Below are 24773 nucleotides of genomic sequence, written 5' to 3'. Positions count from 1 at the left end.
CCGTTACGGCCAGTCGCGCAGGGCGGGCAGCGGTGCGCCCGTCCCCGATTGGCGGCAGTCGAGCGGGTGGTGCGGCACCCGGCCGGCCAGCCAGGCCGCCAGGTCGGTGAGCCGGCCGCGGACGGTCACCGTTGGCGCCGCCACGGGGCCGTACGCCCGCGCGGACGCCTCGTCCGTGGCCTCCAGCACGAGGCGCAGGCCCTCCGGGGCGCGGGCTGCCAGGTGGTCCAGGAGGTGGTGGCACAGCTCCCGCGGCCAGTCCTCGGGCCCGTAACCGATCCGGGCGTCCGCCGTGTGGATCTCCAACTCCCGCCACCAGCAGACCAGGGCGGTACGCAGATCGCCGTCGCGGTAGCGGACCGGGCGCGACCAGTCGGCCGGGCCGACCGCCGCCCACGCCGCGGACGCCTCGTCCAGCGCGGCCAGCACGGCGTTCCGGAGCGCGGCCACCTCGCGCACTGCACCGGCCTCGATCCCGGCGGCGCGCGCCGGCCGTCCGCCGTCGTACGGCTCGATCAGCTCCCCGCGCAGGGCGTAGCGGGCCTGCCGGGCCATCGCCAGACCGATGCCCTCGATGTGCGAGAGGACATGGGCCCGGGACCAGCCGGGCAGCGCACTCGGCTCCCGGATCCCGGTCTCGGTCAGGCCTGGCAGCAGGGCGCGCAACCGCTCCTGACCCGCCTCGACCGCGGTGCGTACGGCCTCGGGCGGCAGGGTGTGCGCGCTCGTCGTCACGGCCACGGCAACTCCTTCGTCCAGCGCTCGCCGGTCCGGCGGCAGGCCGGCCGGGTGTGCGTGCGTTCCTTGTCGCCCTGCCGGAACTCCGCCTGGTCGCAGGCCGGCCGCCTCACCCGGGAAGGCCGGGCATCCGTACGGCAGTTGAGGCAGACCGGCCATGTTCCCCCCTGTGTTTCCCCGCAAGGCGCTAATGGCTGTCGGCGACGTTACCATTAGCCCATGACCGCCACACGGCTCGCACTGGATCTCGCCGTCACCATCCGCCACGACGGCCACGGCGGCGTCGCCGACGACCTGGCCGACACCGACGGGCTCACGGCCTGGCTCCGCGAACGGGCCGCCCTGCTGGACTGCGCCACGGACCAGGTCACCGTGGACGAGGCACTGCACACCGCCGTACGGGAGCTGCGGGCCGCGGTCCGCTCACTGTTCGCGCGCGCCGTCCGCCCGGGGCCGCCCAGCTCCGCCGACGCCCACCGGCTGCTCCCGGCGGACGAGGCGATCCGCCGGCTCAACGCCGCGGCCGCCCTGGTCCCCACCGCACCGCAGCTCAGCTGGGAGCCGGACGCACCGCCCGCGCTGCGGCTGCACCCCGCCGGGTCCCCGCCGGCCGCCGACCGGATCGTCGCCGCGCTCGCCCGCGCCACGATCACCTTCCTCGACGGACCCGAGCGCGAGCTGCTGCGGGCCTGCCCCGCCCCGCGCTGTGTGCGCTACTTCGTCAAGGACCACGCCCGCCAGGAGTGGTGCAAGCCCTCCTGCGGCAACCGCGCCCGGGTGGCCCGCCATCACGAGAGGCGCCGGGAAGGGCGCACAGCCACCTCGTAGAGTGAGCGGCATGACAGGTGAACGCGATCTCCGGACCCTGCTGCGCGGGATGCGGCCGGAGCTGCACGACGGCCGGTTTGTCTTTACGAGCGTGACCGGGGCCGTCCCGCCGGGCCTGGCCCCGGTGGTCACCGTCGCCGAACCCGAAGGGCTGACCCTCGTCCTCCACCAGGAGGAAGCCGACCGCACCGGCCTGGCCTACGAGTACGTCGCCGGCTGGATCACCCTGCGGGTGCACTCCGCCCTGGACGCCGTCGGCCTGACCGCCGCCGTCGCCACCACGCTCGCCGGGGCCGGGTTCAGCTGCAATGTCGTCGCCGGCTTCCACCACGATCACCTCTTCGTGCCCCACGAAGCGGCCGGTGAGGCCATGCGCCTCCTCGACGAGCTGGCCGAACAGGCCTGATCCACGGCACGGGAGGAGCCGCGGCGGCCCGGCGTTCCGGGCGGCGTTCACCCCGACGTCCGCGCGGCGCGCCCGCCCGGGCCACGTACGATGGCGGCATGTCCTTCCTCCGCCGCCGTAGCGCAGCCACGCCCGCCGGTCCAGACTTCGATGTTCTCGCCATGGACCCCGGGGACTGGCCGGGCAATCTCGGGGCCGGGCTGCTGCCCGCCCCCGATGGCAGCTGCCAGGGCGTCTTCCTCCGCTACGACCTGTTCGGCGGCCGCGGGCCCGCGATGATCATCGGCAATCTGCCGGAGGGCTCCCCGGCCCGCGAGCTCGAAGAGGGCCAGGTGCCCTTCGAGGTGGCCCAGCTGCTCGCGGCGCTCGGCAACGACGAGCCGGTGACGGTCGTCGAGAGCGAGGACACCCCGGTGATGCACGACGACAACCTGCTGATCGTCAAGCGCATCAAGTGCTCCGAGAGCCGGATCTCCTGCGCCCAGTTCGACCGCAGCGACGGTGTGCTGGTCACCATCGCCAGCTGGGACCGGCCGATCACCGACGACCTCTACGCGCTGCTCAAGCCGCTTCCCGCGGAGCTCTTCCAGCAGGGCTGAACCCCGGCGCGGAGGACCCGGCGGCACACTCGCAGCGCGCCCGGTGGACGGCTCGTACGCCGCCGTCCACCGGGCGCCTCGCATACCCCGACCGGCGCACCGGCGCTGCCGGGACCGGCCCCGGCCTGCCCGGACTACGCGTCCGAGCCCCGTACGTCGACATCGGCCGCCCGCACATAGCCGACCCGATGACCGAGCTGGATCTCGTAGTAGACGTCCTCGCCCCGCACGATCGCGTGCTTGGAGAGATCGAAGGTCGGCGCGTAGAAGTAGTCGCCCGTCAGCCGGTCGCCGACCGTGTACTTCTGCCCCGCGGCGATCTTGTACGGCAGCGGTGAGACCGCCTGGTAGGGCACCCCGGCGGGGTACGCCTCCTTCTCCGGGTACGCGCGCCCGTAGACCGGGATCTCCGTACGGCCGTCCTTCGGCGTGGCGATCAGGCCCCTGGCGTTCACCGCGGTGTGCGCCCCGTGCGGATTGCGGAACCAGGCCCGCTGCCCCAGGTACCAGATCGCCGTCCAGTCGCCGGACCGGCCCGCCACCGCGAACCGCTGGCCCGTGGTGGCGCGGGCACCGGTGTCGTTCACCCCGTCCGTCGAATCGCTGCCGTCCGGATGCAGCCCGATGTCCTTGACCAGCGGAGCGCTCTCGCTCGGCGCGGAGTACAGCCGCACCGCCCCGGAGCCGTGCGGTGCGCAGCTGTCACCGGGCTTGGCGCAGCCGGAGTAGTGCGGCTGGTTGCGGGCGTAGTCGGGGCGGATGGTGACCAGCCCGCCGTGCCGGCCCGCGGTGGCGTGGAACGGCTTGCCCAGCAGGGTGAAGTAGTGCGCCCAGTCCCAGTACGGGCCGGGGTCGGTGTGCATACCGGGGATGGTGGAGGTCGTCGTGCCCGGCACATTGTCGTGGCCCAGGATGTGCTGCCGGTCGAGCGGCACGTCGTACTTGCGGCTCAGATACTTCACCAGACGGGCCGAGGCGCGGTACATCGCCTCCGTGTACCAGGCGTCCGGCGAGGCGAGGAAGCCCTCGTGCTCGATGCCGACGGAGTGCGAGTTGATGTACCAGTTGCCCGCGTGCCAGGCGACGTCCTTGGTCGGTACGTGCTGGGCGATCAACCCGTCCGAGGAGCGGATCGTGTAGTTCCAGGACACATACTTCGGGTCCTTGATCAGCTTCAGGGTGACGTCCCACGACCCCTCGGTGTCATGGATGACGATGGTGGTGACCTTCTGGTCCCTGGGGCGGTCCGCCTTGTCGTGGTTGCCGTAGTCGTTGTCGCCGAACTCCTCGTACGGCGCGGGGACCGACTCGCAGGCGACGTTCCACGGGCACTCCAGGCCGTGCCCGCCGCCCGGGGCCGAGGCCTTGGTGGCCGGCTTGCTGAGACGTTTCTGCTGTCCGGCATCAGGGGCCAGCCCCGGCGCGGCGGCCAGCGTCACCCGCTGCCCCGCATCGTTCGTACGTGTCTGGCCCTGGCGCATCACCGCGTACACCTCGTCCGCGAAGGCCTTGCCGCCGAGCGCACTGTCCTGACCGCCGTAGTGCGCCACCGCCGCATACCAACGCGCCGGATCGCCGCCTCCGGGCAGCCCCAGCCGGCGCTGCTCCGCGGCGAGCAGCGCCGCTCCGCCCAGCACATTCGCCGCCGGGTCCGTCCGCAGCTTCGCGGCCGGCAGTCCGGTGAGCCGCGCGGCGGTCGCCAAGGTCCGCAGCCGGGCCGGGAGTTCGGCCGGCAGCGCGGCCTGCCGCGCCGCACCGGCCGGTACCCGCTTACGGGCCCGCGACGCATCGCCACGGGCGTCCTCGTCGCCCTCGCTGAACTCCGGTGTCCGCGTCAGGGCCGTACGGGCGTCGGTCAGATGCATCGGGCCGTAGCCCCCGGACACACTGGGGGCGCCGCCATGGCTGTCCCAGCGGGACTCCAGGTACGAGACGCCGAGCAGCACGCTGCGCGGTACGTGGAAGCGGGCGGCGGCATCGGTGAAGGCCTGCTGCAACCGGTCCGTCCGGGGCTGCCCGGCGCTCGCGGACGGCGCACCGGAGAGCGGCAGCAGCAGCACCGCCGCCGCGAGGGCGGTGGTGGATCTGCGCAGGGTGGGGCGGCGGGGGATTCTCTTCTCGTCTTCCGGGGCGGATCCTCGCAAAGCAACCTCCTCGAGCCGGCCCGAGCCGGGCGGTGTGACGGTTGGTGCGCAAACGGCGTGCGGGGTGGGCCCCGAGAGTAGATCCCCCGTCGGGCCGCTCGCTATACGTCTGCCGACGAACCGTCAATCACCGTGCCGGGTCGGGATTCCGCATGTCAGGGCGTCTCCAGAGGAGCCTTCCCGAACCGCTGCCGGGCCTGCGAGGCGTCAGTGGAATGGACCAATGACCGGGTAGGTGCACATGGGTGAGCGGCGCGTCCCGTACGCCGGGCGCGCCGCTCACAGTTCCCCCTCGGGCCCGGCGGTCAGCGGGTGCCGACCGCCGCCCGTACCGCACGACGCGCCATCTGGCAGTCGTCGTGCAGCCGGCGCAGGAGCAGCCGCTGCTCCTCGCCCGCCGCGGGTACACCGGGTTGTCCCGGGCCCGGTGTACCCGTCGGCGTGGGCTCGCGCATGGTCCGCTGGACCGCCGTCTCGTAGCGCCGGATCTCGCGGGTCAGGATCAGCATCAGATTCACCAGGAAGGCGTCCCGGGAGGCCGGGCCCGCGTTCTGGGCGAGCTGGCTGATCTGACGGCGTGCCACCGGGGCGTCGCCGAGCACGGTCCAGAGCGTCGCCAGGTCGTAGCCCGGCAGGTACCAGCCGGCGTTGTCCCAGTCCAGCAGCACCGGGCCGGCGGGGGACAGCAGTACGTTGTTCAGCAGTGCGTCACCGTGGCAGAACTGGCCCTGGACGTGCGACAGACCGTGCATCAGCTTCTGAAGGTCGCCCAGGTCCCGGTCGGTGAGCAGCCCCAGGTCGTGGTAGCGGCCGATCCGGCCCGCGTAGTCCAGCGGGGCGTCGAACAGCCCGGCCGGCGGGCGCCAGCGGTTGATCTGGCAGATCGCGCCGAGCGCGGCCCGTACGTCCGCGCGCGGCGGGGCCTCGGACGGGTGCCGCGTCAGGGACGCCACCCGTCCGGGCATCCGCTCCACGATCAGCGTGCAGTTGTCGGGATCGGCCGCCACAAGCCGCGGCACCCGAACCGGCGGACGATGCCGGACGAATGCGCGGTATGCACTTATTTCCTGCTGGAACCTTTCCGCCCACGAGGGGGAGTGGTCCAGTAAACACTTCGCGACCGCGGTCATACGGCCCGTCGTGCCGACGAGAAGGACGGATTTACCGCTCCGGCGCAGCACCTGGACCGGGTTGAACTCCGGACAGATGCGGTGCACCGAGGCGACCGCGGCGCGCAACTGGGCGCCCTGGGGCCCGGACAAGTCAAGTCTCCCGCTGAGCGGTTGGGTGCCCGTCCCCGGTGTCCGCCGGGCCCGGCCGCCGGCGAGACCGGGGACCGCCCCAGCGGAAGGGGCGGGGGCGAGATACGGCCCGCTGCCCGTCGGGTGCGGGCGGTACGGCCGGGTGGGGGTGGTCACGGCGGACGATGCTGCATACATGGGTGAGACAGATCCCTTCGTGCGCCGACGAGTTGCGTGCGCTCCCCGGCCCGGTGGAGGGAACCCGAGAACGGGCCCCGTGCAGGAGGCCGATCCCGGGCCCCTGTGAAGGGCGCGCACCCTGGGGAATGCGGTCCCGCCACCAGGCCGGGGGCGGCACACCTACAGAACACGGGGGCGCGGGTGGCAGACCATCTGGCGCACCCTGGCGAACCCTGGCGAATGGTCGCAGCCCATGTCACCGGCCGTTACTGTCAACTCAGTCGAGGAACCTGGGGGCTTGACGTGGACAGGCAGCCGAACACCCGTCTCGCGGACCTTTTCGGCCTGGCGGGCTGGTCCAAAGGAGAGCTGGCGAGGCTCGTCAACCGGCAGGCGGCGGCCATGGGCCATCCGCAGCTGGCGACCGACACCTCGCGGGTGCGGCGCTGGATCGACATGGGGGAGACCCCCCGGGATCCGGTGCCCAAGGTCCTGGCATCACTGTTCACCGAGCGCCTCGGCCGTGTCGTAACCATCGAGGACCTCGGGTTCGCCAGAACCGGTCGCTCGGGGAAGCGGCAGGCCACGGACGGTCTGCCGTGGGCTCCCGAACGGACCGCTGCGGTCCTCACGGAATTCACGGGAATGGACCTCATGCTCAACCGACGCGGCTTGGTGGGTGCGGGCGCTGCGCTCGCCGCGGGCTCCGCACTCACCGGCGCCATGCACGACTGGCTGCACACCGACCCGGCCCCCACTGGCGCAGCCCGCCACGATCACCCGTTCGCTTCCGACACCCATGACGAACTCGACCAGATCGGCTTCGACCGCTATGAGGCGGCCCCCGTGGGGTCGCAGGAGATCGATGCGCTGGAGCGCTCGGTCGAAGTCTTCCGCGCCTGGGACGCGGCCCGCGGCGGCGGGCTGCAACGCAAGGCCGTGGTGGGCCAGCTCAACGAGGTGGGCGGCATGCTCGCCTACCGCCACCCCGACCATCTCCAGCGCCGGCTGTGGGGCGTGGCCGCCAACCTGGCCGTACTGGCCGGCTGGATGTCCCATGACGTGGGCCTGGAGCCCACCGCCCAGAAGTACTTCATCATCGCAGCGCATGCGGCACGCGAGGGCGGCGACCGCCCGCGCGCCGGGGAGGCGCTCTCCCGTGCCGCCCGCCAGATGGTCCATCTGGGCCGCCCCGACGATGCGCTGGATCTGATGAAGCTCGCCAAGTCCGGCTCCGGCGAGGAGACCCTGCCGCGCACCCGCGCCATGCTGCACACCATCGAGGCCTGGGCCCAGGCGTCCAAGGGCCACGGCCAGGCGATGCGGCGCACACTGGGTGAGGCGGAGGAACTGTTCGTCTCGGACAAGGGCGATGTTCCCCCGCCGTGCTGGATGCAGATGTTCGACGACGCGGATCTGCACGGCATGCAGGCGCTGGCCTTCCGCACCCTCGCCGACCATGACCCCTCGGCCGCCAAGATCGCCCAGCACCACGCCAAGAAGGCGCTGGAGCTGCGCGAGAGCGGCCGTCAGCGGTCGCAGATCTTCGACTACATCTCCATGGCCTCGGCCTGCTTCATCGGCAACGACCCCGAACAGGCGGACCGCTACGCCCGGCTCGCGCTGGTGTCCATCGGTGAGAACTCCTCCCACCGCACCTGGGACCGGCTCCGGGAGATGTTCCGTCTGACGGGGCAGTACGCGGACTACGGCAAGATCCAGGACCTGCGCGAGCAGATCCAGCAGGTCATGCCGAAGGCGAAGCCCAAGGCCAAAGGGTCCGGGCTCGGGCCGGGCATCGGATCGGGACTGGGCAAGAACTTCTCGGTCTGAAGCGGCTTATGACCGTTCCGGAACGGATCCGCCCATGGCGTTCCGGAACAGGCGGGCCCTATATGGCGGGGAGTCACTTACCACGCCTACGGGCGGTCGGCTGCGGAGGTGCCGACCCGCCCTCGGCGGCAGTCGCGTGGTGTGTCAGTCGCCGACCCGGGCGATCAGTACACATGCGTCGTCCTCACGCTCGGTGCTGCCGAACTCCTCGACGACGATACGGACGCTGTCCTGTGCACTGCGGGCCGCGGAGAACCGCGGCGCCAGGGCGAGGAGTCGCTCGGCCCCCTCGTGGGCGGCTTCCGTGCCGTGCGTCCGGCGCGGTACGAGACCGTCGGTGTGCAGGACGAGCAGGTCGCCGGGCTCCAGTTGTTCGGTGCGCTGCGTGTACGCGGCACCCGAGGTCGCCCCGAGCAGCACGCCCTCGGGCGGATCCAGCGCGCGCCCCGTGCCGCCGCGGAAGAGCAGCGGTGCGGGGTGCCCGGCCTGGGCCCACTCCAGTACGCGGGTATGGGGGTCGAACCGGCCGCAGACCGCGCTGCCGAGCGCCGGCTGGGCGGCGGTGTCCAGCAGCTGATTGAGGAACGCCATCAGCGGCCCGGGCCGGTGTCCGGCGACCGCCATCCCGCGCAGGGCGCCGAGCACCATCGCCATTCCCGACGTCGCGGTGGCGCCGTGTCCGGTGAGGTCGCCGACGCTCAACAGCGTTGCCCCGTCGGGGAGTTGCAGTGCGTCGTACCAGTCGCCGCCGACCAGGGCGCTGGTGCCGGACGGCAGATAGCGCCCGGCGAGATCGAGGGCGACCGGGCCGCCCTGCGGGAACCGCAGGGAGCCGCGCCATGGCGGCAGCACGGCCTCCTGCAGCTCGACCGCAAGCCGGTGCTCGGTCTGCGCGATCTGCCGCTCGCGGTGCAGCGAGTCACGGGTCTCGCGGACCGCCTCCTGGCTACGGCGCAGCTCGCTGACGTCCCGCAGTACGGCCCACATGCAGGCGGTGCTGCCGTCGGCGTCGAGCACCGGCTCGCCCACCATGTGCACCGTGCGCAGACTCCCGTCCGGCCGCACGATGCGGAATTCGCCGTCGATCGGCCGGCCGTCCACCAGGCAGTCGGTGACCATCGTGGCCAGCCCCTCCTGGTCCTCCGCGTGGACCAGTGACGGCAGTTCGTCGAGGGTGAGCGGGCCGTCGGCCGGGGCCCGGCCGAAGATCGCGAACAGTTCGTCGGACCAGCTGACCTCATCGGTGAGCAGATTCCACTCGGCGCTGCCCACCCGGCGCAGCAGTGCGCCGCGCTCCTGCGGCTCGGACTCCGGCAGGGCGGCCGGCAGCTCGTCCACCGCGTCCCGGTCGTCGTCACTCTCGGTGGGCAGGCCCTCTCTGAGCTGGTCGAGATGGCCGCCGAGGTCGTCGAGGTGGTGCACGGCGAGGTCGCACAGGGCCCGCTGCCAGCGCAGCTGCGGGTCGGTGACGAGGTCGGTGTCCACCGCGGACTCCCTGCGCACCGCGTCGAGGCCGCCGCGCAGGCGGCGCGCCTGCGTGATCAGTGCCTCGACCGTGTCGCGCTCGGGGGGCCGGTCGGCTGGATGGTCCGCGAAGAGAGGGGACGGCATGACGTACTCCGTGATCAGGCGGCGCCGGGCTGAAGGGCCGGTAACGACTGTCGCACAGGCGGCGACCGTGCGTAAGGGATTTGGCACTACCCGATACGGTGGTGCATCTGGCATATGCCGCTGGCCGCCGTCTGGCATACCGGGGGCGAACCTGCGGAATGACAGCTTCCAGGCTAGGCTTCGGCCGCCGTACCGCAGGTGTTCCCGCCGATTCCACGGGGTCAGCGGGGATGTCGTGCATACGGTCCGTGAACACCGGCAAGAATGCCGGTCAGCGGAAATCCCGTTGCCAGCCCGTCCCCCGCACCGGATGCTGACCTCATGTTCGATCCAGACATAGCGCCCAGTGGCACCCTGCTCGGCCTCCTCCAGCGAGGCCGCGGCGACGGGACCCTGCATGCCCTCGCGGCGCCGCGGGCCGAGGCGCTCGCGGCACTCAACGACAGCGTGCTGCGCGACCCCCGGCGCGACTGGCAGGTCGAGAACCGCTCGCTCTACTACGCGCGCCTCTACATGCAGCTCGACGGCGGGCTCGAGGAGATCGAACGGCACCTCTTCCACCCCGACGACCTCGTCGACACGGGGGAGGAGCGCACCGGCCTCGCCCTCGCCGTGCTCGGCCACCTCGCCGCGTACGGCCGGGACGCCGCCCGGCTGCTGCTGCGCAGCTACGCCGCGGCCGGCAGCAACTGGCGCTGGGCCCTGGACGAGCTCGCTCTGCGTGACGACGACGCCGGGCTGATGACCCTGGCCCCCGCCGTGCTCGCCCGCTTCCCCGAGACCGAGCAGGGCGAGGCCGAGCTGGCCGCCGCCGTACGGGACGCTTTCGAGCCCCGGCCCTGGCGGCTGTGGGCCGAGGACCCCCGCTATGCCGCGCGGCTGGCCGCCGCCGGCGAACAGGGCTCCTTCGACCGCTGGCAGCGACAGCTGCGGCCCCGTGGGCCGCGCCCCGGCTGGAGCGTGACCGAGGTCCTTCAGTGGGCCCAGCAGGGTGGGGAGCAGGAGGCCGAGGAGCACCGGCACCTCGCCGCCGCCCGCTGCCTGGCCGCCGTGGCCGGCCCCGAGGACCGTCCCGAGCTGGTGCGGGCCGCCCGCAGCGGACCGGACGCGGCCCGCGCCGCGGCGCTCCACCACCTCGCCGAGCGCGGCGACCCCGAGGTTCTCGATCTGATCGAGTCCGCGGTCACCTGCCCCTTCTCCTCCGAGCAGGTGGTCGCGACCGCGCTCGCCGCCTTCGCGCGGATGCGCAGCGTCGCCGCCGTCGAGCGGGCCCGCCTCTGGGCGCCGCGGGCGGACCGGCTGGGCGTCTCCGCCGCCGCGGTGCTCGCCCGCCGTGGTGGCCGGCGCGACGCCGAGCTGGTACTGGCCGCGCTGCGCCGGACCGTGCGTGAGGACGGCCCGGACGCGGACGGTCTGTGGGAGCTGGTCGACGGCACCGGCCGCCTCGGTGTCGGCTGCGCCGCCCCCGTGCTGCGGCACATCTACCGTGAGACCTCCTCCTCCCACCTCCGTGGCCGGGCCGCCGCCGCGCTCGCCGCCACCGACCCCGGCTTCGCGGCCGGCTTCGCCGTCGAGTGCCTGTGGGACTGCGAGGAGACCACCCGCGAGCTGGCCGCCCGGCACGCCGCCACCGGCGACGACCGGGTCGTCGAGCAGCTGCGCCGGCTCGCCGCCGACCCGGCCGAGGAGGCCGAGGTCCAGACGGCGGTCCGCAGCCGGTTCGGGCCGGACGCCTCGGCGGTGTGAGGCGGGGCGAGCGAGCCCGTTCGCCGGCCGCCGCACCTGACACTGACGTAGCTCATGGGTGTCGTCGACCTCTTGGCTGGAAGTATCCGTCTCGACCGATGTCCGCATGGTGCGGACGGAGGTGGAGTGCGGGGAGGACGGCCGAGTGCCCCGGGCGGCGCCCCGCTGGCTGAGCGTGCGCCCCTCCGCGCCGGTTGTGAAACCTTCCGAGGGACCGCACGTGGAAACGTTTTTCCTGGCCGGAACTGGTCACATTCCTTACAGTTGATCTTTCAATCGATCGTCTTCATCGGGCGCGGTGCGCTCGATATCCACAGCGTTCATCAGCCGATATGACTTATCTGTTGGCTGTTGTGGCGTACCGCTGCCGTGTAACTAGCCTCCTTGGCACGCCCAACCCTCGTCCGGGTTCCCGATGAGCCCGGGCAGGCGGCCACGACCGTAGGTCGATTTCTGGCCCGCCAGGGGGCGGGGGCGACATCGGCATCGAGGAGACGCCATGAAGAAGACCTATGAGGCTCCGACACTCGCGCGGCTCGGTTCGTTCCGGAAGAAGACCGGGCTGATGGGAAGCTCCGGGAACGACCGCGTCCTGCTGAGCAAGAACTGACGGACCACGGCTCGTTGAATCGAAGCCATGACTGAGACGCACGAAAGTGCGGGTCCGGGCCCCGGCGACGCGCATTTCGCGGTCTTTCCCGACCGTGCGGATGCCGCCGCCGTGGCCCGCTCCTTCGCCCGCCCAGGAACGCGCACCCTCACCCACGCCTCCGGAAGGCCCTGGCTGGTCGGCCACTGGCACGAGGAGGAGGTCGTCACCGCCCGGGTCGGCCCGGCGGCGCTCGCCGTCATCGGCTGCTGCCCCGTCGACGCCGCCGAACTGGAGCGCCACGCCGGCCGCTTGCGGGATCTCGCGGCTCTCGACGAGCTGGCCCGCGCCCTGCCCGGCAGCTTCCATCTCGCCGCCGCACTCGACGGGCAGCTCCGCGTTCACGGCACCGCCTCCGGCCTCCGGCTGGTGTTCCATGCGGTCGTCGACGGTGTGCGGGTGGCCGCCACCAGCGCCGATGTCCTCGCTGCCGCACTGGGCAGCGACCCGGACGAAGAGCAGCTGGCGGTCAGGCTCCTGTGGCCGGTTCCCCATCCGCTCTCCGAAACGCCGCTGTGGCGGGGCGTTACGGCGGTACCACCGGAGGACGCCATGATCGTGGCAGCGGACGGCCGGTCCGTACGCCACTCCCGCTGGTGGACGCCTCCGGAGCCGGTCCGCTCGCTCGCCGAGGGCGCGCCCCTGGTGCGCGCGGCACTCACCCGCGCCGTCGATGCCCGTACGCGGCAGGGCGGCGTGGTCAGTTGCGACCTGTCCGGCGGCCTGGACTCCACCTCCGTCTGCTTCCTCGCCGCGGCATCGCCGGCGCGGGTGGTGGCCAGCACCTGGCCCGGACGCGACCCCGCCGACACCGATCTGTACTGGGCCCGGCAAGCCGCCCGGTCCCTGCCGCAGGTCGAGCATGTGGTGTGGGACGCCGACGCCTCACCCCTGGTCTACAGCGATCTGCTCGGCATCGACGATCTGCTGGACGAACCGACCATCGGCGTCATGGACCGCTCCCGGGTGCTGCACCATCTGCCGTGGCTCGCGCGGCGGGGCAGCCGTGTGCATCTGACCGGCATCGGCGGCGACCACGTCGCCTGGTGCTCGGAGGCGTACTACCACCGCCTGCTGCGGACCCGCCCCCTGTTCGCCCTTCGGCAGCTGCGGGGGTTCCGGGCCCTGTGGCAATGGCCCCTCGGCGGTATGGCGCGGGCCCTGGCCGACACCCGGCCGTACGGGGCCTGGCTGGCGGACTCCGGCCGACGGCTGCGCGAACCGCTGCCGCCCACGGTCCGCAGCGGTCTCGGCTGGGGCATGGCCCCCCGCCTGTTCGACTGGGTGACCCCCGACGCCCGGCGCACGGCCGAGCGGGCGCTGCGCGAAGCGGCCGTGCACGCACAGCCGTTGCACCCCGACCGTGGACTGCACACCGACCTGGAACAGATCCGTTCCTGCACACGCATTGTCCGCCAGTGGGACCGGATGGCCGCCCGGGCCGGGGTGCCGATGGCGTCACCGTTCTTCGACGACCGCGTGATCGAGGCATGCCTCGCGGTCCGCCCGTCCGAACGCGTGACCCCCTGGCAGTACAAACCGCTGCTGACCGCAGCCATGCAGGGAGTCGTGCCGGACGACTGTCTGCGGCGCACCAACAAGGCCGCGGCGTCCATGGATGCCTCCAACGGGCTGCGCGAGCACCGCGGCGACCTGATGGCGCTCTGGGAGAACTCGCAGCTGGAACGGCTCGGCCTGGTGGACGGCAGGGCCCTGCGCCGGCTGGCCCAGCGGCCCGCCACGCCCGGACTGCGGGACGCGATCCTCTACTCGACCATCGCCTGCGAAGTGTGGCTGCGCGGTCTGCCGCGAGCCACCGGGCCCCGGGCGCCCGCCTCCCCCTGAGTACCCCCCCCGACGCAGGAAGAAAGGCTCACCATGGCATTGCGCTTCGGCGCCGACGTCTCCACGGCGGAGACCGGCTACGGCACCGTCCTTCTGGACGAACGCAGCGGCTCCTACTGGGAGTTGAACCCGACGGGCACACTGGTGGTCAGCACGCTCATGGCGGGCGGCGACGAAGCCGCGGCGGTCGCGGCGCTCATCGCGGAGTTCGACGTCGATCCCGCGCGGGCCGAGGAGGACGTCGCGCACCTGGTCGCGGAGTTGCGCGCGTCGGGGCTGGCCGCATGACGACACCGAGCGCACTGGAACGCCCCACCTCCGTCCCCTTCGCCCGGCGACTGGCCGCCCGTCTCGTCCTGCTGCCCGCCGTCCTGCTCGCGCTCCTGCCGCCGCGCCGCATCCGCGCCGTTCTCGGTGTCCTGCGGCGCGGAGCGGCCCCCGCCTCCGCCGCCGAGGCCAAGAACGCCCGGGACGCGGTCTGCGCGGTGAGCCTGCGCTGTGCGGGGCCGCGTGGCTGTCTGCCCCGCTCCCTGGGTGCCGCGCTGCTGTGCCGGCTGGGCGGCAGCTGGCCCACGTGGTGCACCGGCGTCCGGGTGGTCCCGCCCTTCACGGCGCACGCCTGGATCGAGGCGGCGGGCCACCCGGTGGACGAAGGGGTACCGGACGACTACTTCACCCCGCTGATCACCGTCGCGCCGGAGGGCCGGCCCGCGCGATGACCGGGACCACGCAGAAGACTTCGACCGGGACCACGCAGAAGGCCTCGACCGGGACCGCGCAGCAGACCTCCGACCGCTCGACGTGGGGTGCGGTCGTCACCATGTACCGGCTCACCACCGGGCACCGGGCTTCCGCCGTCGTCGCCACCGTGCTCACGCTCGCCGCCTCCGCCCTCGGCCTGGCCCAACCGCTCGTCGCCAAGCGGCTGGTGGACGCCGGCGGCCAGGGCAAGGCGTTCTGGGCGCTGCTGTTGCTCCTGGCCGTGCTGTTCGTCGCTGAAGCGGCGACCGGCGCGATCGGGCGCTTCGTCCTGGAGCGCATGGGCGAACGCGTCGTACGGGGGCTGCGCCACGGCCTGGTCGCGCGGCTGCTCCGCCTGGAGATGAGGGAGTACGACCGGCACCGCAGCGGCGACCTGATCTCCCGGGTGACCGCGGACACCACCCTGCTCAGGGAGGTGGTCGCGCAGGCGCTGGTCGACCTGGTCACCGGGGCCCTGGTCGCCGCGGGCGCGCTCGTGCTCATGGGGTGGCTCGACCCCTTGCTGCTGCTTCTGGTCACGGCGACCGTGGCCACCGCCGCCGTGGTCGTGGCCTCGCTGCTCAAGGGCATTCGGGCCGCCTCCGAGCGTATGCAGAACTCCGTCGGCGCGATCGCCGCCGATCTGGAACGCGCGCTCGGCGCCCTCCCGATGGTCCGGGTGCACCGCGCCGAGGACCGTGAGGCGGCCCGCATCGGTGAGCGCGTCGACGGGGCGTACAGCGCGGGCGTACGGACCGCGAAACTGGCGTCGTTGATGAGCCCCGCGGTCGAACTCGCCGTCCAGGGCTCCTTCCTGCTCGTCCTGGTCATCGGCGGTCTGCGGGTGAACGGGCACCGCAATTCGCTCGGCGACCTGGTCGCCTTCCTGCTGTACGCCTCCTACCTGGTGCTGCCGTTGTCGTCGGTCTTCCGGGCGGCCGGCCTGATCCAGCGCGGTATGGGCGCCTACCGGCGGATCGAGCAGGCGCTGTCCCTGCCCGCGGAACCTGCATGGCCGGACGAACTCCGCGCGGACCGGCCGTCCGTCCCTGCCCGGACGCCCGAGCGGCCGGAGCGGACCGGGAGGGAGGAGCGCACCGGGAGGGAGGAGGCTCCGCGGACCGGGAGGGACGACGTGCCGCGGACCGGGAGGGGCGAGGCGCCGGCCCTCGCCCTGCGCGACGTCCGTTTCGGCTACGAACCGGACCGGCCGGTGCTCCACGGCGTCTCGTTCACCGTCCCCCGGCGCAGCCAGGTCGCCCTCGTCGGCCTCTCCGGTACGGGCAAGAGCACGATCTTCGCGCTGGTGGCCAGGTTCTACGAACCGGACGCCGGAACCGTGCTCTTCGACGGGCGGCCCGCAGCCGGGCTGAGCCGCGCGGAATGCCGGGCCCGCATCGCCGTCGTCGACCAGAGCACCCATGTCGTACAGGGCTCGCTGCGGGACAACCTCACCTACGCCGTGCCCGACGCCAGTGAGGCCGAGGTCCGGCGGGTGGTCGAACTCGCCCGGCTGGAGGGCGTGGTCGACCGGCTGCCCGGCGGTTTGTCGGGGGTGCTCGGCGAGCGCGGGTGCACCCTCTCGGCGGGGGAGCGGCAGCGGGTCGCCCTGGCCCGTGCCCTGCTCGCCCGGCCGTCGCTCCTCCTGCTCGACGAGCCGACGTCCCACCTCGATGCCGTGAACGAGGCCGCGCTCACCTCGGTGATGAATGAAGTGGCCCAGGACTGCGCCCTCTTGGTGATCGCGCACCGGCTGTCGACGGTCCGGCACGCCGACCGGATCGTCGTGCTGGAGGACGGCCGTACCGTCGCCTGCGGACACCACGAGGAGCTGCTGGCCACCAGCCCCTCCTACCGCGCCCTCGCCAAGGGCCAGATGCTCCGCCCGGCCGGCCACGAGGTCCCGGCAGACCTCTGACCCGGGAGCCGGCCCCTGCCCTTGGTGCTCGGTGCTCCAGCAGCGGGAACGCGGCCTCGCTGTACCAGGACGTGTACGGGCGCCACCGCCCCCCTCGCAGCAGCTTTGGTCAGCCGGCTCCGTACATGACCGCCGGCTTCTCGCGTCGCCTAGTCAGCTCCGCAGGAGAAGCCGTAGTACATCCCGCGGCCCGGGACCGGCAGCCCTGCGGGCAGCCGGGAGCCGGTCAGCTCCGGCACCGGGACGCTGTCCCATGACACGGTCCCCTCGGTGAGGTACGGACCGAGGTCGATCGAGCTCAGTTCGGCACCGTCCACGTACGTGGTCAAGGTCGGCGCGCCACCCAACCCGCCCTCGGAAAGCGCGAGCCACTCATCACCTGCCCAGCGGATCTCGTCGGCGTCGGACGCGACAATGGTCGCGCTGTGCCGCACGGATCCGCTCCACGCCTCGTCCTCCCACACATAGAAGCTGTACGCACCCTCCGCGGCCGTCTTGCCCTTCGCACTCCTCACACCGAGCAGCACGGCCAACTCGTCCAGTCCGGCCAGTCCGGCCTCGGCATGGTCAAGGGGACCGGACGCTCGTATTCGGGCGTACAGATCCTCCGCCTCGATCTGCCGCTGTCTCACGGTGCCCTCGTCCTCCCCGTACTCCGCCATGACGTCAGGGTTCATTTCCAGCACGGCCTCCCAGTGGGAGATCTGCTGGGCCAGACGCCCGGTCAATATCGTCAGGGCCTCGACGTCATCGGGACGTGCCTCCACAGCGGCGCGTAGCCAGCGCTCCTCGGGCCAGGTCTGCTCACCGTCACCGGGCTCGCGCGGATCCGATGCCGTCAGACACAACAATCGCCCCAACTGCCGTGCGGCATGGGCATCGCCCGCCACCGCAGCGGCCCGCAATCGTGTGATCCTCTCGTCAGTGACTGCCATGCACCGACGCTACAACGCACCACTGACAACCAGGCCTCCTGAGATCGTCGGACCCCTGGCGAACGGAACGCTCAGCCTGTGGGCACTGGGCACTGGGCACTGGGCACTGGGCAGGTCACAAGACCGGCCGGACACGTCCTAGGAGCACACCGACTTGAACGTCTCGCCGTCGTCCTCCCACTCCTGTCGCGCGGAGCTGAAAGCATTCTTGTAGACCTCGGCCTGCGAGGTGTCGTTGCGGTTGAGCGCGGCCTGGAACTGTGACGCGGCATCACTCAGCGCCCGCGCGTCGTTCGCGAGGTCGCGGATCGCGGAGGCCACCTCCGGGTCGCCCGCATCGCTCGCCGCTGCGTCGAGGTTGGAGGCCAGTGAGCTCAAGGAGGCGGCGCTCGCCTTGTCGTATGTGTCGAGGTTGCTCCGGAGGGCCTGACTGCCCCGCGCACAGCCGTCGGGGGTCTCTTCCTCCGTCGGCTCCGGGTCCGGGGTGTAGCTGCCGCCGGACAGGCCGGTTCCCTTCGCGTCCGAGCCGGTCGTGTCCGAACCGGTCGTATCCGAGCCCGACGAGGGCGAGTACGAGTACGACGGCAGCGAGTACGTCGGTGACGGTGACGGCGAGCCCTTGACCTGATCGCTGATCGCGTCGACCACTTTGCCCGGGCCGATGGCGAGGATCGCCACCCCGGCGAGGACCCCGATCACGGCGAGCGCGCCGCCGGACGAACTCCCCCCGCCTCCGGCAGGGGGCTTGGCCCCGGCCGTATCCCCTGCCTTGCCGCTCTTCTCGTTCTTCTCGGTCTTCGCGGTGGTGCCGGCGATCTCGCCCGTGCCGGCCTTCTTGGTCTTGGGGGGCTTGTACCGCTTGGTGTCGTACCCGGCCAGGGAGTTCGCCACGGCGTCGGGAAGCCAGGACCCGGCGAGGGCCAGCGTTTCACCGGCCGTCTGCTTCCTGGCGTACTCCATGATCTCGCTGACGGCGGGCCGCTCCCCGGGGTCCCTGGCAAGGCACCGTTTGACGATGGCGCGCAGCTTGGGCGGACAACTGTCCATCTCCGGTGGTTCGTTGAGGATCCGGTAGAACAGTGCGTCCGGGTTGCCCTCGCCGAAGGCGGTGCGTCCGGTGGCGGCGAACACGGCGAGGTTGCCGAGCGCGAACACGTCCGTCGCCGGGCTGGCGGAGTGCCCGCGGATCTGCTCGGGGGCCATGAACGCGGGTGTGCCGACGCGGACATGGGTGCTGGTGATCGTGGTGGCGTCGGCGGCGTGGGCGATACCGAAGTCGATGACGCGGGGGCCGTCCTCGGCGAGGAGGATATTGGCCGGCTTGAGGTCACGGTGGATCAGATCGCAGGAGTGGATCGCGGTGAGGCCTTCGGCGACGCCCGCGAGCAGCCGGAACACCGTGAGCAGCGGAAGTGGGCCGTGCTCGGTGACGGCCTGGTGCAAGGAGGGGCCCGGCACATAAGCGGTGGCCAGCCAGGGCAGTTTCGCCTCGCTGTCGGCGTCCACGACCGGTGCGGTGTAGAGGCCCTGGACGCGTTGGGCGGCCTCGATCTCCTTCCGGAAGCGGCGCCGGAACTCCTCGTCCTGGGCGTAGTCGGGCCGTACGATCTTCACCGCAAGGGCGCGACCGCCGGGACTGAAGGCGAGATACACCCGCCCCATCCCGCCCGCGCCGAGCCGCGCGCGTAAGTCATACCCGGCCACGCTGGTCGGATCGTCATCGTCGAGCGGAGCGAACCGGACAGCCATCTGCTACCCCCGTGCTGTCTCAAGGCCGACAGTACCGGCAGCAGCATCCCACGATCCGTATGGCGGATACATGAGGTCGTTGCGTTCCGCGGAGGCCGAGCGCCCCGTCCGGACCCCCCCGCCCGCACCAGTCACGCGCCGTGGCGTGTGACTGTGCGCGCAGGGCCCGCGCCCGTAGGCACCGGTGTGGTCAGGGCGGCCTGCGGAGGCAGAGGCGGAGGAGGACCTGCGGTCGTTGGTCGCGGCCCGGACGGGGGCGTGGTCAGGGGCCTCTGGTAGGCCTGGGGGCGGCAGGCGCTGTCATGGACCTGTCATGCATAAGTGTAGAACTTGGTGTGGTCCAGCATGTCCGCCGGTGTGACGTCGTTCCATGGCTTCATCGTGTCGTGGAGGTCGACGACGTCGGGGGTGTTGCCGGTCGGCAGATAGCCCGACCTGGGGTGCATCCGCTGCCAGTCGGCCCAGAGCTTGTCGATGAAACAGTGGTGCAGCCAGAAGACCGGGTCGTTGGGCGATGCTCCGGTGGTCATCTGGCCGCCGACCCAGACGTGCACCCGGTTGTGCAGATTGGGACCGCGCCAGCCCTCGATGTTGTTGCGGAAGCCGTCGGAGGAGCTGTTCCAGGGGGCGGCATCGTAGACGTTCAGGGCGAGCACCCGGTCGACCTCGGCCCGGGTCGGCAGTTCGCGGACCCCGGTGCCCAGGGAGCGGCGCAGGAACGTCCGGCCGTCCACCCGTATGTTCATCGGCCACTTGCCGCTGCCGAAGGCGAACGGCCCTGACGTCACCCGGCCGTCGCCGCTCCGTCCGTCACCGCCGAGGAAGTCGTCGGCCCACAGGGAGCTGCTGGTCGAACGGTCGACGGTCCAGTCCCAGTAGGGCAGCGTGACCGACGGCGTGATGCTCTGGAGCGCTTCTTCGAACTGGAGCAGGAACCTGCGGTGCCAGGGAAGGAACGACGGTGACCGGTGGCCGGTCCGCTCTCCGTTGTCGGTGTCACCGATGATGAAGGCGTTGTGGGTGCTGATGAACTCGTCGTAGCGGCCGGTGCGCTTGAGCTCCAGCACCGCGTCGACGAAGTTCCGCTTCTCGGTGGCGGTGAGGTCCGCCTGGTTCTTCCGGTCTGCCATGTCGAGGACTCCTCGGTGGGGGGACGGTCAGGGTCGGGCCTCAGCCGGTGACGACGGGGACCAGGTCGGCGCCCTGGAGTTCACGCACGGCGGCGCGCGCCAGGGCGTGTGGCGTGTTGAACGTCTCGTAGTGGTTCACCAGGCTGATCCAGGTGCCGTCCGCGTTCCGCATCACATGCAGGTCGTCGTTGTCGATGCGGACGACGAAGTCCATGCCCTCGTGCGGGCCGGCCTGGCCGGAGTGGTGCCCCGCCTGGCCGCCATGTCCTTGGTGGCCACCGTTGTGCCCACCGTCTTCGTCTGTCGGCCAGCCCTCTATGTGGCGGCCCTGGTATATCTCGTCGAAGGGCTCCGGCATCTCGTGGCCACCGGAGTGCCCGGCTCCCGCCGTGTGTGCGTGGCCGTCGGCGGGGCGGGCGGTGGGGGTGTCGGCGAAGGCGGCCGGCGCGGCGAGCGCCGCTCCGGCCAGGGCCGCGGCGCTGCCGTACAGCACCTGGCGTCGGGTGGGACGCGACATGTTCCACTCCTCTGTTCGTCTCGGCTCCTCCTCCGGGGCAGGGCCGCGGAGGAGGCTGGAGCCGGCGCGCCGAAGGTCGGCCCGCGCCGCCACATGCTGGCAGGGACGAACGGATCATCAAGTTGTGCCGTCTCCTCGGGCAACGAACGAGACAACACCTGTGCGGAGGTGCAGGATTCAACGGCGGTGATCGTGCTCCTGCCCCGTCGCACTTCTCCGCGGAACGGGATATTCCGCGATGTGGGCCACTCTTGGCCGCAGATCCTTTTCCCGCGCGGTCGAAACCGTGAGCCCTCGCACGGCCGGAACTCGGCGCGAATGCACGGGGCTTGGGGCAGAGGGAGTTTGAGGGCGGAGCCCGGTTACGGCGGGTCCGCAGGACGCACCATCCGGGCATGGGGTGTATCCGCAGCCGATGGAGCCCCCTACTGCGCCCCCTGGCCCGCTCGCCGTTCAGAGGTCCAGACAGAATGCGTCGTTCGTAGCGCGGCTGGTTGGTGCCTTCGCTGTCCGATACCGAGGTGTCCTAGAGTCGCCGCATGCGACGAAGGACAGGACTGGCAATAACTGGGGCTGCCGCCCTGGTCTGGGGCGAGTGGTTGAACTGGCGCTGGTCTCGAGCTCTCGTGGGGAACAGCGAGGGCGCTGTCGAGGCCGTGGTCGTGTTGGGTTACCGGAACCCTCAAGCGACGGCGAACTTCATCAACCGCTGGCGAGTCCGTGCTGGAATTCGCTCCATTGCCGCTGACCGTGCGCGTGGCACTCGCGTGATCTTCAGCGGCGGTGCGACCAGCAGCGGCGCCGCGGAGGCCCAGTTGATGGCTGACTACGCGAAGTCGGTGCTCGAGTTCGACGGCACAGTGCTCCTCGAAGACCACAGCGAGACGACATGGGAGAACATCACGAACGTGATCCCACGTCTTGAGGACGTCGACCGCATCAAGATCGTCTCCCAACCAGCTCACGCGCTCAAGGCCCGCGCGTACTTGCGGCGGCAGCGCCCTGATCTTGCCAAGAGGCTCGTGCGCGCGGATGACTACCGCCCTGGCGAGTGGATGGTCGTCAAACCGCTGCTGGCTCTGTACGGCCTTTGGACACTCCGCGGTCTCAAGGCCGACGAACGGAAGGCCTCGCTGTAGACAGCCGCTGTCGCAGCCTGACGTCCTGGGCCCGCAACATCGACCCGGTGGCTGCCTCACACCCCCACTGGACCGCGGTTCTCTCTGGCCAGTGGGACGACCCTGGCATGGTGTGAGGACCCCGGCCGGCGCTGCCACAACTCACCACGGCCCCTTTCGGTGGGAACCCATGGGGCAGAGGACGCCCTTGCTCGGCTGTGAATGCGGCGAGTGGGGATGCCGGCCGCTCATGGCCCGCATCACCGTGACAGCCGATCTCGTGACCTGGGACTCCTTTGAGCAACCCCACCGCACAACACGCGACTACACGGCATACGGCCCGTTCCCATTCGACCGCAACCAATACGACGACGCCTTGCGGGTGCGGAGCGCGACAATCAACTCCAGCGACACGTGAGTTCGCCCGAACCATCCCGGCAAGTTCAGAGAGATCCCGGGCCTTGTCCGTCAGTTCCTGGTGCTGCTCCTTCATCCTCGTCCAGCTGCCGACGACACCGTCGTCCCAGGAGGGGAGCGGCTCGAGGAAGAGATCGTCGCCGCGGGCGCCGCCCAGATGCGGGCCCGGATGTTCCACCGGAGCCACGGGAAGCTGCGCACGACGAGGATGAGGGGCCAGTGCGACGTTTGCGCCGAGCCTTTGCGAGGCGAGAGGGCCGCTGGCGATCTCCGGTGTGATCCATGCCGCGGGAACTCCGGCCGTACGCCGTGGGTTACGGGGCGCTGCGCCGTCCGGGCACCACAGCAACGCCCCCAGCCGAAGCCAGGGGCGCGGTGGACGCGACGGCGTGCGCGAGGTGCATCTTGCCGGTGCCCGGCATACCCGTGACCCCGCCGCGAGGGTTACAGGAGGTGCTGGAGCCACTGGATGAGGAGGGTGACGATGCCGCCGCCGGCGGTGTAGGTGGCGCCGCGGACGAGCTCGTGCCACCAGGGCTGAGCAGTCAGCGGAAAGCGGCTGGTTTCCTGAGCTGGTGTGGTGTGGGGCGGGGTCGGCTGCTCGCCGGACGGGTCGGTCATGTCGGGCCCTCTCGGGTCGGCGTGTGGGCTTGTGGTCGAAGGTCAGGACCGGTCCGGGTTGTCGTAGAAAGGCGCCACCTTGAACCTTATTGACGGGTCGGAGCGCGTGTCAGGGTTTGCGGTCCCCGGCCCCTGGAGCTCGCGGGAGCTGGGCGGGACGGTGACAACGAAGGTTGAGCAGTGTCAGCGAAGGCTGAGTGACCCAGTTCACTTCTGTGGTGGTCATCGGGCGGCTCCGACGACGGTCGACCCACAACGCTTGATCTCATTTGCCGAACGGACCGGCATCGGACCGGGCATCAATTTGCCTGACCTGCATGGTTTGCACGTCCTTGGTGTGCCAACGTCGAGCCTGGCACGAGTGACCAGGCGAAGGGACGGACGACAGTGGGATTCCGTAAGGATAGGTTAGGAGTGGCGATCGCCGCGGTCGCGGCGGCGGCCGCGGGGGTAGTGCTGCTCGGACCCGGTGCCGCGGGGCCCGGATCCGGCCCGAAGGCGTCGTTCGCGCTCCGCTCCCACGAATCGCAGGTGGTCGTGGGTGCTTACGATGCGCCAGTGCCGCTCCTGACGCCCGCGTTCAAGAACACCGGGCCCGAATCGGCCTCCCGCGGCGTCGTCCTGCGGGTGTCGGTCACCAACGCGCAGATTGCCGACACCGCCCCGTCATACCGCAACTGCTACTACTCGGACGACTACCACACGGCGTTCTGCGAATTCCCGGACGCCGTGCGTGCGGGAGCCGCGTTCGAGACGACCGAGCCGATCACGGAGCGCATCAACACCCACTACCACGAGCTCGAAGCGGCATACACCTACGCCGTGTGGCCGTTGGACAGTCCTGCACCGCACACCCCGGACTACAAGGCGCACTACCACCAGGGCACGGGTGACGCGCTCGGCCTGAAGCCAACGACCCTCAGCGCCGGCAAGCGCGGCGGTGAGCTGCGCTTCCACTGGAAGGCCTTGGAGGGGCCGGCGGACTGGTCTGTCAGCGCCCTCACGATCCGCGGCAGGATCGGCGAAGAGGCCGAGGTGGACGTCCCGCAGCCCCAGGGCACACCCGGGCCGGGCCCGACACGGATGCGTATCGAACTCCCGCCGGGCACCACACTGGCCAAGCTCACACAGGAGGTGCGGGAATCGAAGCCTTCCGAAGTCGACTACTGCTCGCGGGATGACAAGGACGGGAACATCTACTGCACCAACGTCAACTGGAACGTCCTGCGGGTGCGGATCGACCGTCGGGTCGACGGCGCCGAGGGACGGATCTCGGTGCCCGACCCGCTCAAGGGGGACACCAACCCAGCCGACAACTCCGCCCCGATCAAGGTGGAGATCACCGGTACCGCATAGGTGGACCACGCCGTGCCACCGGTAGCCGGCGGGCCGAGCGGGCCGACTGAGCTGCCAACGGCGTCGCCGCGGAATCTGGGTCGGCCGGTGACCAGCTCCGGCGGGACGCTGACGGACATGGCACACCTTGGAGTCCAGGCTAACCACGCAGTCGATCCGACCTCCCAGAAGGGTGGTCGGCAGGATCAGCTCGTCCCGCTCCGACCGCGACTCATAGGCGATCTGCTCGCCTGGCCCACTCCGCAAGCTCCCCCGCTGCCGCCCTTTACCCACCAGCACGTCGTGCCACTCAAACTTCGCTGGCCCGTACCTGCTGATGCGCAACCTTCGGTGGCAACCGGTCACGGTCCGCTGGCACAGGACAATCATGTGACTGAGCACGGCAGTTGGCCCGTCTGGCCACCTAGAGCGCTAAATTCAGAAGCCTCTGACCTGCAGTAATGCTTGAGAA

The 24773-nt window shown here is 71.3% G+C and carries 22 protein-coding genes; 13 read left to right on the top strand and 9 right to left on the bottom strand.

Annotated features, from left to right (window positions below; all coding sequences use genetic code 11):
• Positions 1 to 3: 3 nt before the first annotated feature.
• Positions 4 to 741 (bottom strand): maleylpyruvate isomerase family mycothiol-dependent enzyme, encoded by a 738-nt coding sequence (locus ACZ55A_RS23755; protein WP_468843386.1) that lies wholly within the window; start codon positions 739 to 741, stop codon positions 4 to 6.
• A gap of 216 nt (positions 742 to 957) precedes the next feature.
• Between ACZ55A_RS23755 and ACZ55A_RS23750 the strand changes: the two genes are divergently transcribed.
• From ACZ55A_RS23750 to ACZ55A_RS23740, 3 genes are all read left to right on the top strand, one after another.
• The gene (locus ACZ55A_RS23750; RefSeq protein ID WP_468843383.1) at positions 958 to 1566 is read left to right on the top strand and encodes a CGNR zinc finger domain-containing protein; all 609 of its coding nucleotides are present in this window, start codon (positions 958 to 960) and stop codon (positions 1564 to 1566) included.
• A 10-nt stretch (positions 1567 to 1576) separates the two neighbouring features.
• A complete protein-coding gene (locus tag ACZ55A_RS23745; RefSeq protein ID WP_468843380.1) occupies positions 1577 to 1972 on the top strand; it encodes an ACT domain-containing protein in 396 nt (131 codons plus the stop codon).
• A 98-nt stretch (positions 1973 to 2070) separates the two neighbouring features.
• Positions 2071 to 2571: a hypothetical protein gene (locus ACZ55A_RS23740; protein ID WP_468843377.1), complete on the top strand. Its 501-nt coding sequence runs from the start codon at positions 2071 to 2073 to the stop codon at positions 2569 to 2571.
• A 134-nt stretch (positions 2572 to 2705) separates the two neighbouring features.
• On the opposite strand, the gene ACZ55A_RS23735 is transcribed toward ACZ55A_RS23740, so the two are convergent.
• Complete coding sequence (locus ACZ55A_RS23735) at positions 2706 to 4715, bottom strand: N-acetylmuramoyl-L-alanine amidase (RefSeq protein WP_468843374.1); 2010 nt, start codon at positions 4713 to 4715, stop codon at positions 2706 to 2708.
• Between the two features lie 305 nt (positions 4716 to 5020).
• The gene (locus tag ACZ55A_RS23730) at positions 5021 to 6154 is read right to left on the bottom strand and encodes an aminoglycoside phosphotransferase family protein (protein ID WP_468843372.1); all 1134 of its coding nucleotides are present in this window, start codon (positions 6152 to 6154) and stop codon (positions 5021 to 5023) included.
• A gap of 285 nt (positions 6155 to 6439) precedes the next feature.
• Between ACZ55A_RS23730 and ACZ55A_RS23725 the strand changes: the two genes are divergently transcribed.
• The gene (locus ACZ55A_RS23725; protein WP_468843369.1) at positions 6440 to 7969 is read left to right on the top strand and encodes a DNA-binding protein NsdB; all 1530 of its coding nucleotides are present in this window, start codon (positions 6440 to 6442) and stop codon (positions 7967 to 7969) included.
• Between the two features lie 144 nt (positions 7970 to 8113).
• Here ACZ55A_RS23725 and ACZ55A_RS23720 read toward each other — a convergent pair whose 3' ends face one another.
• Complete coding sequence (locus ACZ55A_RS23720; RefSeq protein ID WP_468843367.1) at positions 8114 to 9580, bottom strand: PP2C family protein-serine/threonine phosphatase; 1467 nt, start codon at positions 9578 to 9580, stop codon at positions 8114 to 8116.
• Positions 9581 to 9901: 321 nt separating this feature from the next.
• Here ACZ55A_RS23720 and ACZ55A_RS23715 point away from each other — a divergent pair, with 321 nt between their 5' ends.
• From ACZ55A_RS23715 to ACZ55A_RS23690, 6 genes are all read left to right on the top strand, one after another.
• Positions 9902 to 11326 (top strand): HEAT repeat domain-containing protein, encoded by a 1425-nt coding sequence (locus ACZ55A_RS23715; RefSeq protein WP_468843365.1) that lies wholly within the window; start codon positions 9902 to 9904, stop codon positions 11324 to 11326.
• A gap of 499 nt (positions 11327 to 11825) precedes the next feature.
• Positions 11826 to 11936 carry a keywimysin-related RiPP gene (locus ACZ55A_RS23710; protein ID WP_468843362.1) on the top strand — a complete coding sequence of 37 codons (111 nt, stop codon included), beginning with the start codon at positions 11826 to 11828 and terminating at the stop codon, positions 11934 to 11936.
• A 27-nt stretch (positions 11937 to 11963) separates the two neighbouring features.
• Positions 11964 to 13820 carry a lasso peptide isopeptide bond-forming cyclase gene (locus ACZ55A_RS23705; protein ID WP_468843359.1) on the top strand — a complete coding sequence of 619 codons (1857 nt, stop codon included), beginning with the start codon at positions 11964 to 11966 and terminating at the stop codon, positions 13818 to 13820.
• 33 nt (positions 13821 to 13853) lie between these two features.
• Complete coding sequence (locus tag ACZ55A_RS23700; RefSeq protein WP_468843357.1) at positions 13854 to 14108, top strand: lasso peptide biosynthesis PqqD family chaperone; 255 nt, start codon at positions 13854 to 13856, stop codon at positions 14106 to 14108.
• Positions 14105 to 14539: a lasso peptide biosynthesis B2 protein gene (locus tag ACZ55A_RS23695; RefSeq protein ID WP_468843355.1), complete on the top strand. Its 435-nt coding sequence runs from the start codon at positions 14105 to 14107 to the stop codon at positions 14537 to 14539. Before ACZ55A_RS23700 ends, ACZ55A_RS23695 begins: the two co-directional genes overlap by 4 nt.
• Positions 14536 to 16479: an ABC transporter ATP-binding protein gene (locus ACZ55A_RS23690; RefSeq protein ID WP_468843352.1), complete on the top strand. Its 1944-nt coding sequence runs from the start codon at positions 14536 to 14538 to the stop codon at positions 16477 to 16479. Before ACZ55A_RS23695 ends, ACZ55A_RS23690 begins: the two co-directional genes overlap by 4 nt.
• A 149-nt stretch (positions 16480 to 16628) precedes the next feature.
• Here the strand turns inward: ACZ55A_RS23690 and ACZ55A_RS23685 are convergent, their stop codons facing one another.
• The 4 genes from ACZ55A_RS23685 to melC1 form a co-directional block, all read right to left on the bottom strand.
• Positions 16629 to 17414: a hypothetical protein gene (locus tag ACZ55A_RS23685; RefSeq protein ID WP_468843350.1), complete on the bottom strand. Its 786-nt coding sequence runs from the start codon at positions 17412 to 17414 to the stop codon at positions 16629 to 16631.
• A 138-nt stretch (positions 17415 to 17552) separates the two neighbouring features.
• Positions 17553 to 19163 carry a serine/threonine-protein kinase gene (locus ACZ55A_RS23680; protein ID WP_468843347.1) on the bottom strand — a complete coding sequence of 537 codons (1611 nt, stop codon included), beginning with the start codon at positions 19161 to 19163 and terminating at the stop codon, positions 17553 to 17555.
• A 311-nt stretch (positions 19164 to 19474) separates the two neighbouring features.
• Positions 19475 to 20293 (bottom strand): tyrosinase MelC2, encoded by an 819-nt coding sequence (gene melC2 / locus ACZ55A_RS23675; RefSeq protein WP_468843344.1) that lies wholly within the window; start codon positions 20291 to 20293, stop codon positions 19475 to 19477.
• Positions 20294 to 20333: 40 nt separating this feature from the next.
• Positions 20334 to 20810 (bottom strand): apotyrosinase chaperone MelC1, encoded by a 477-nt coding sequence (melC1, locus tag ACZ55A_RS23670; protein ID WP_468843342.1) that lies wholly within the window; start codon positions 20808 to 20810, stop codon positions 20334 to 20336.
• 539 nt (positions 20811 to 21349) lie between these two features.
• Here melC1 and ACZ55A_RS23665 point away from each other — a divergent pair.
• Both ACZ55A_RS23665 and ACZ55A_RS23660 read left to right on the top strand, forming a co-directional pair.
• The gene (locus ACZ55A_RS23665) at positions 21350 to 21949 is read left to right on the top strand and encodes a YdcF family protein (protein ID WP_468843340.1); all 600 of its coding nucleotides are present in this window, start codon (positions 21350 to 21352) and stop codon (positions 21947 to 21949) included.
• 229 nt (positions 21950 to 22178) lie between these two features.
• Complete coding sequence (locus tag ACZ55A_RS23660; RefSeq protein WP_468843337.1) at positions 22179 to 22346, top strand: hypothetical protein; 168 nt, start codon at positions 22179 to 22181, stop codon at positions 22344 to 22346.
• Positions 22347 to 22789: 443 nt separating this feature from the next.
• On the opposite strand, the gene ACZ55A_RS23655 is transcribed toward ACZ55A_RS23660, so the two are convergent.
• Positions 22790 to 22966, bottom strand: a complete 177-nt coding sequence (locus tag ACZ55A_RS23655) for a hypothetical protein (protein WP_468843335.1) — start codon at positions 22964 to 22966, stop codon at positions 22790 to 22792.
• Between the two features lie 558 nt (positions 22967 to 23524).
• Between ACZ55A_RS23655 and ACZ55A_RS23650 the strand changes: the two genes are divergently transcribed.
• Entirely contained in the window at positions 23525 to 24322 is a 798-nt protein-coding gene (locus ACZ55A_RS23650) for a hypothetical protein (RefSeq protein ID WP_468843333.1), read from the top strand.
• Positions 24323 to 24773 lie beyond the last annotated feature (451 nt).

The organism is Streptomyces sp. NPDC034111 (genome assembly GCF_055575375.1).
This window is presented reverse-complemented; position numbering and strand designations above follow the sequence as displayed.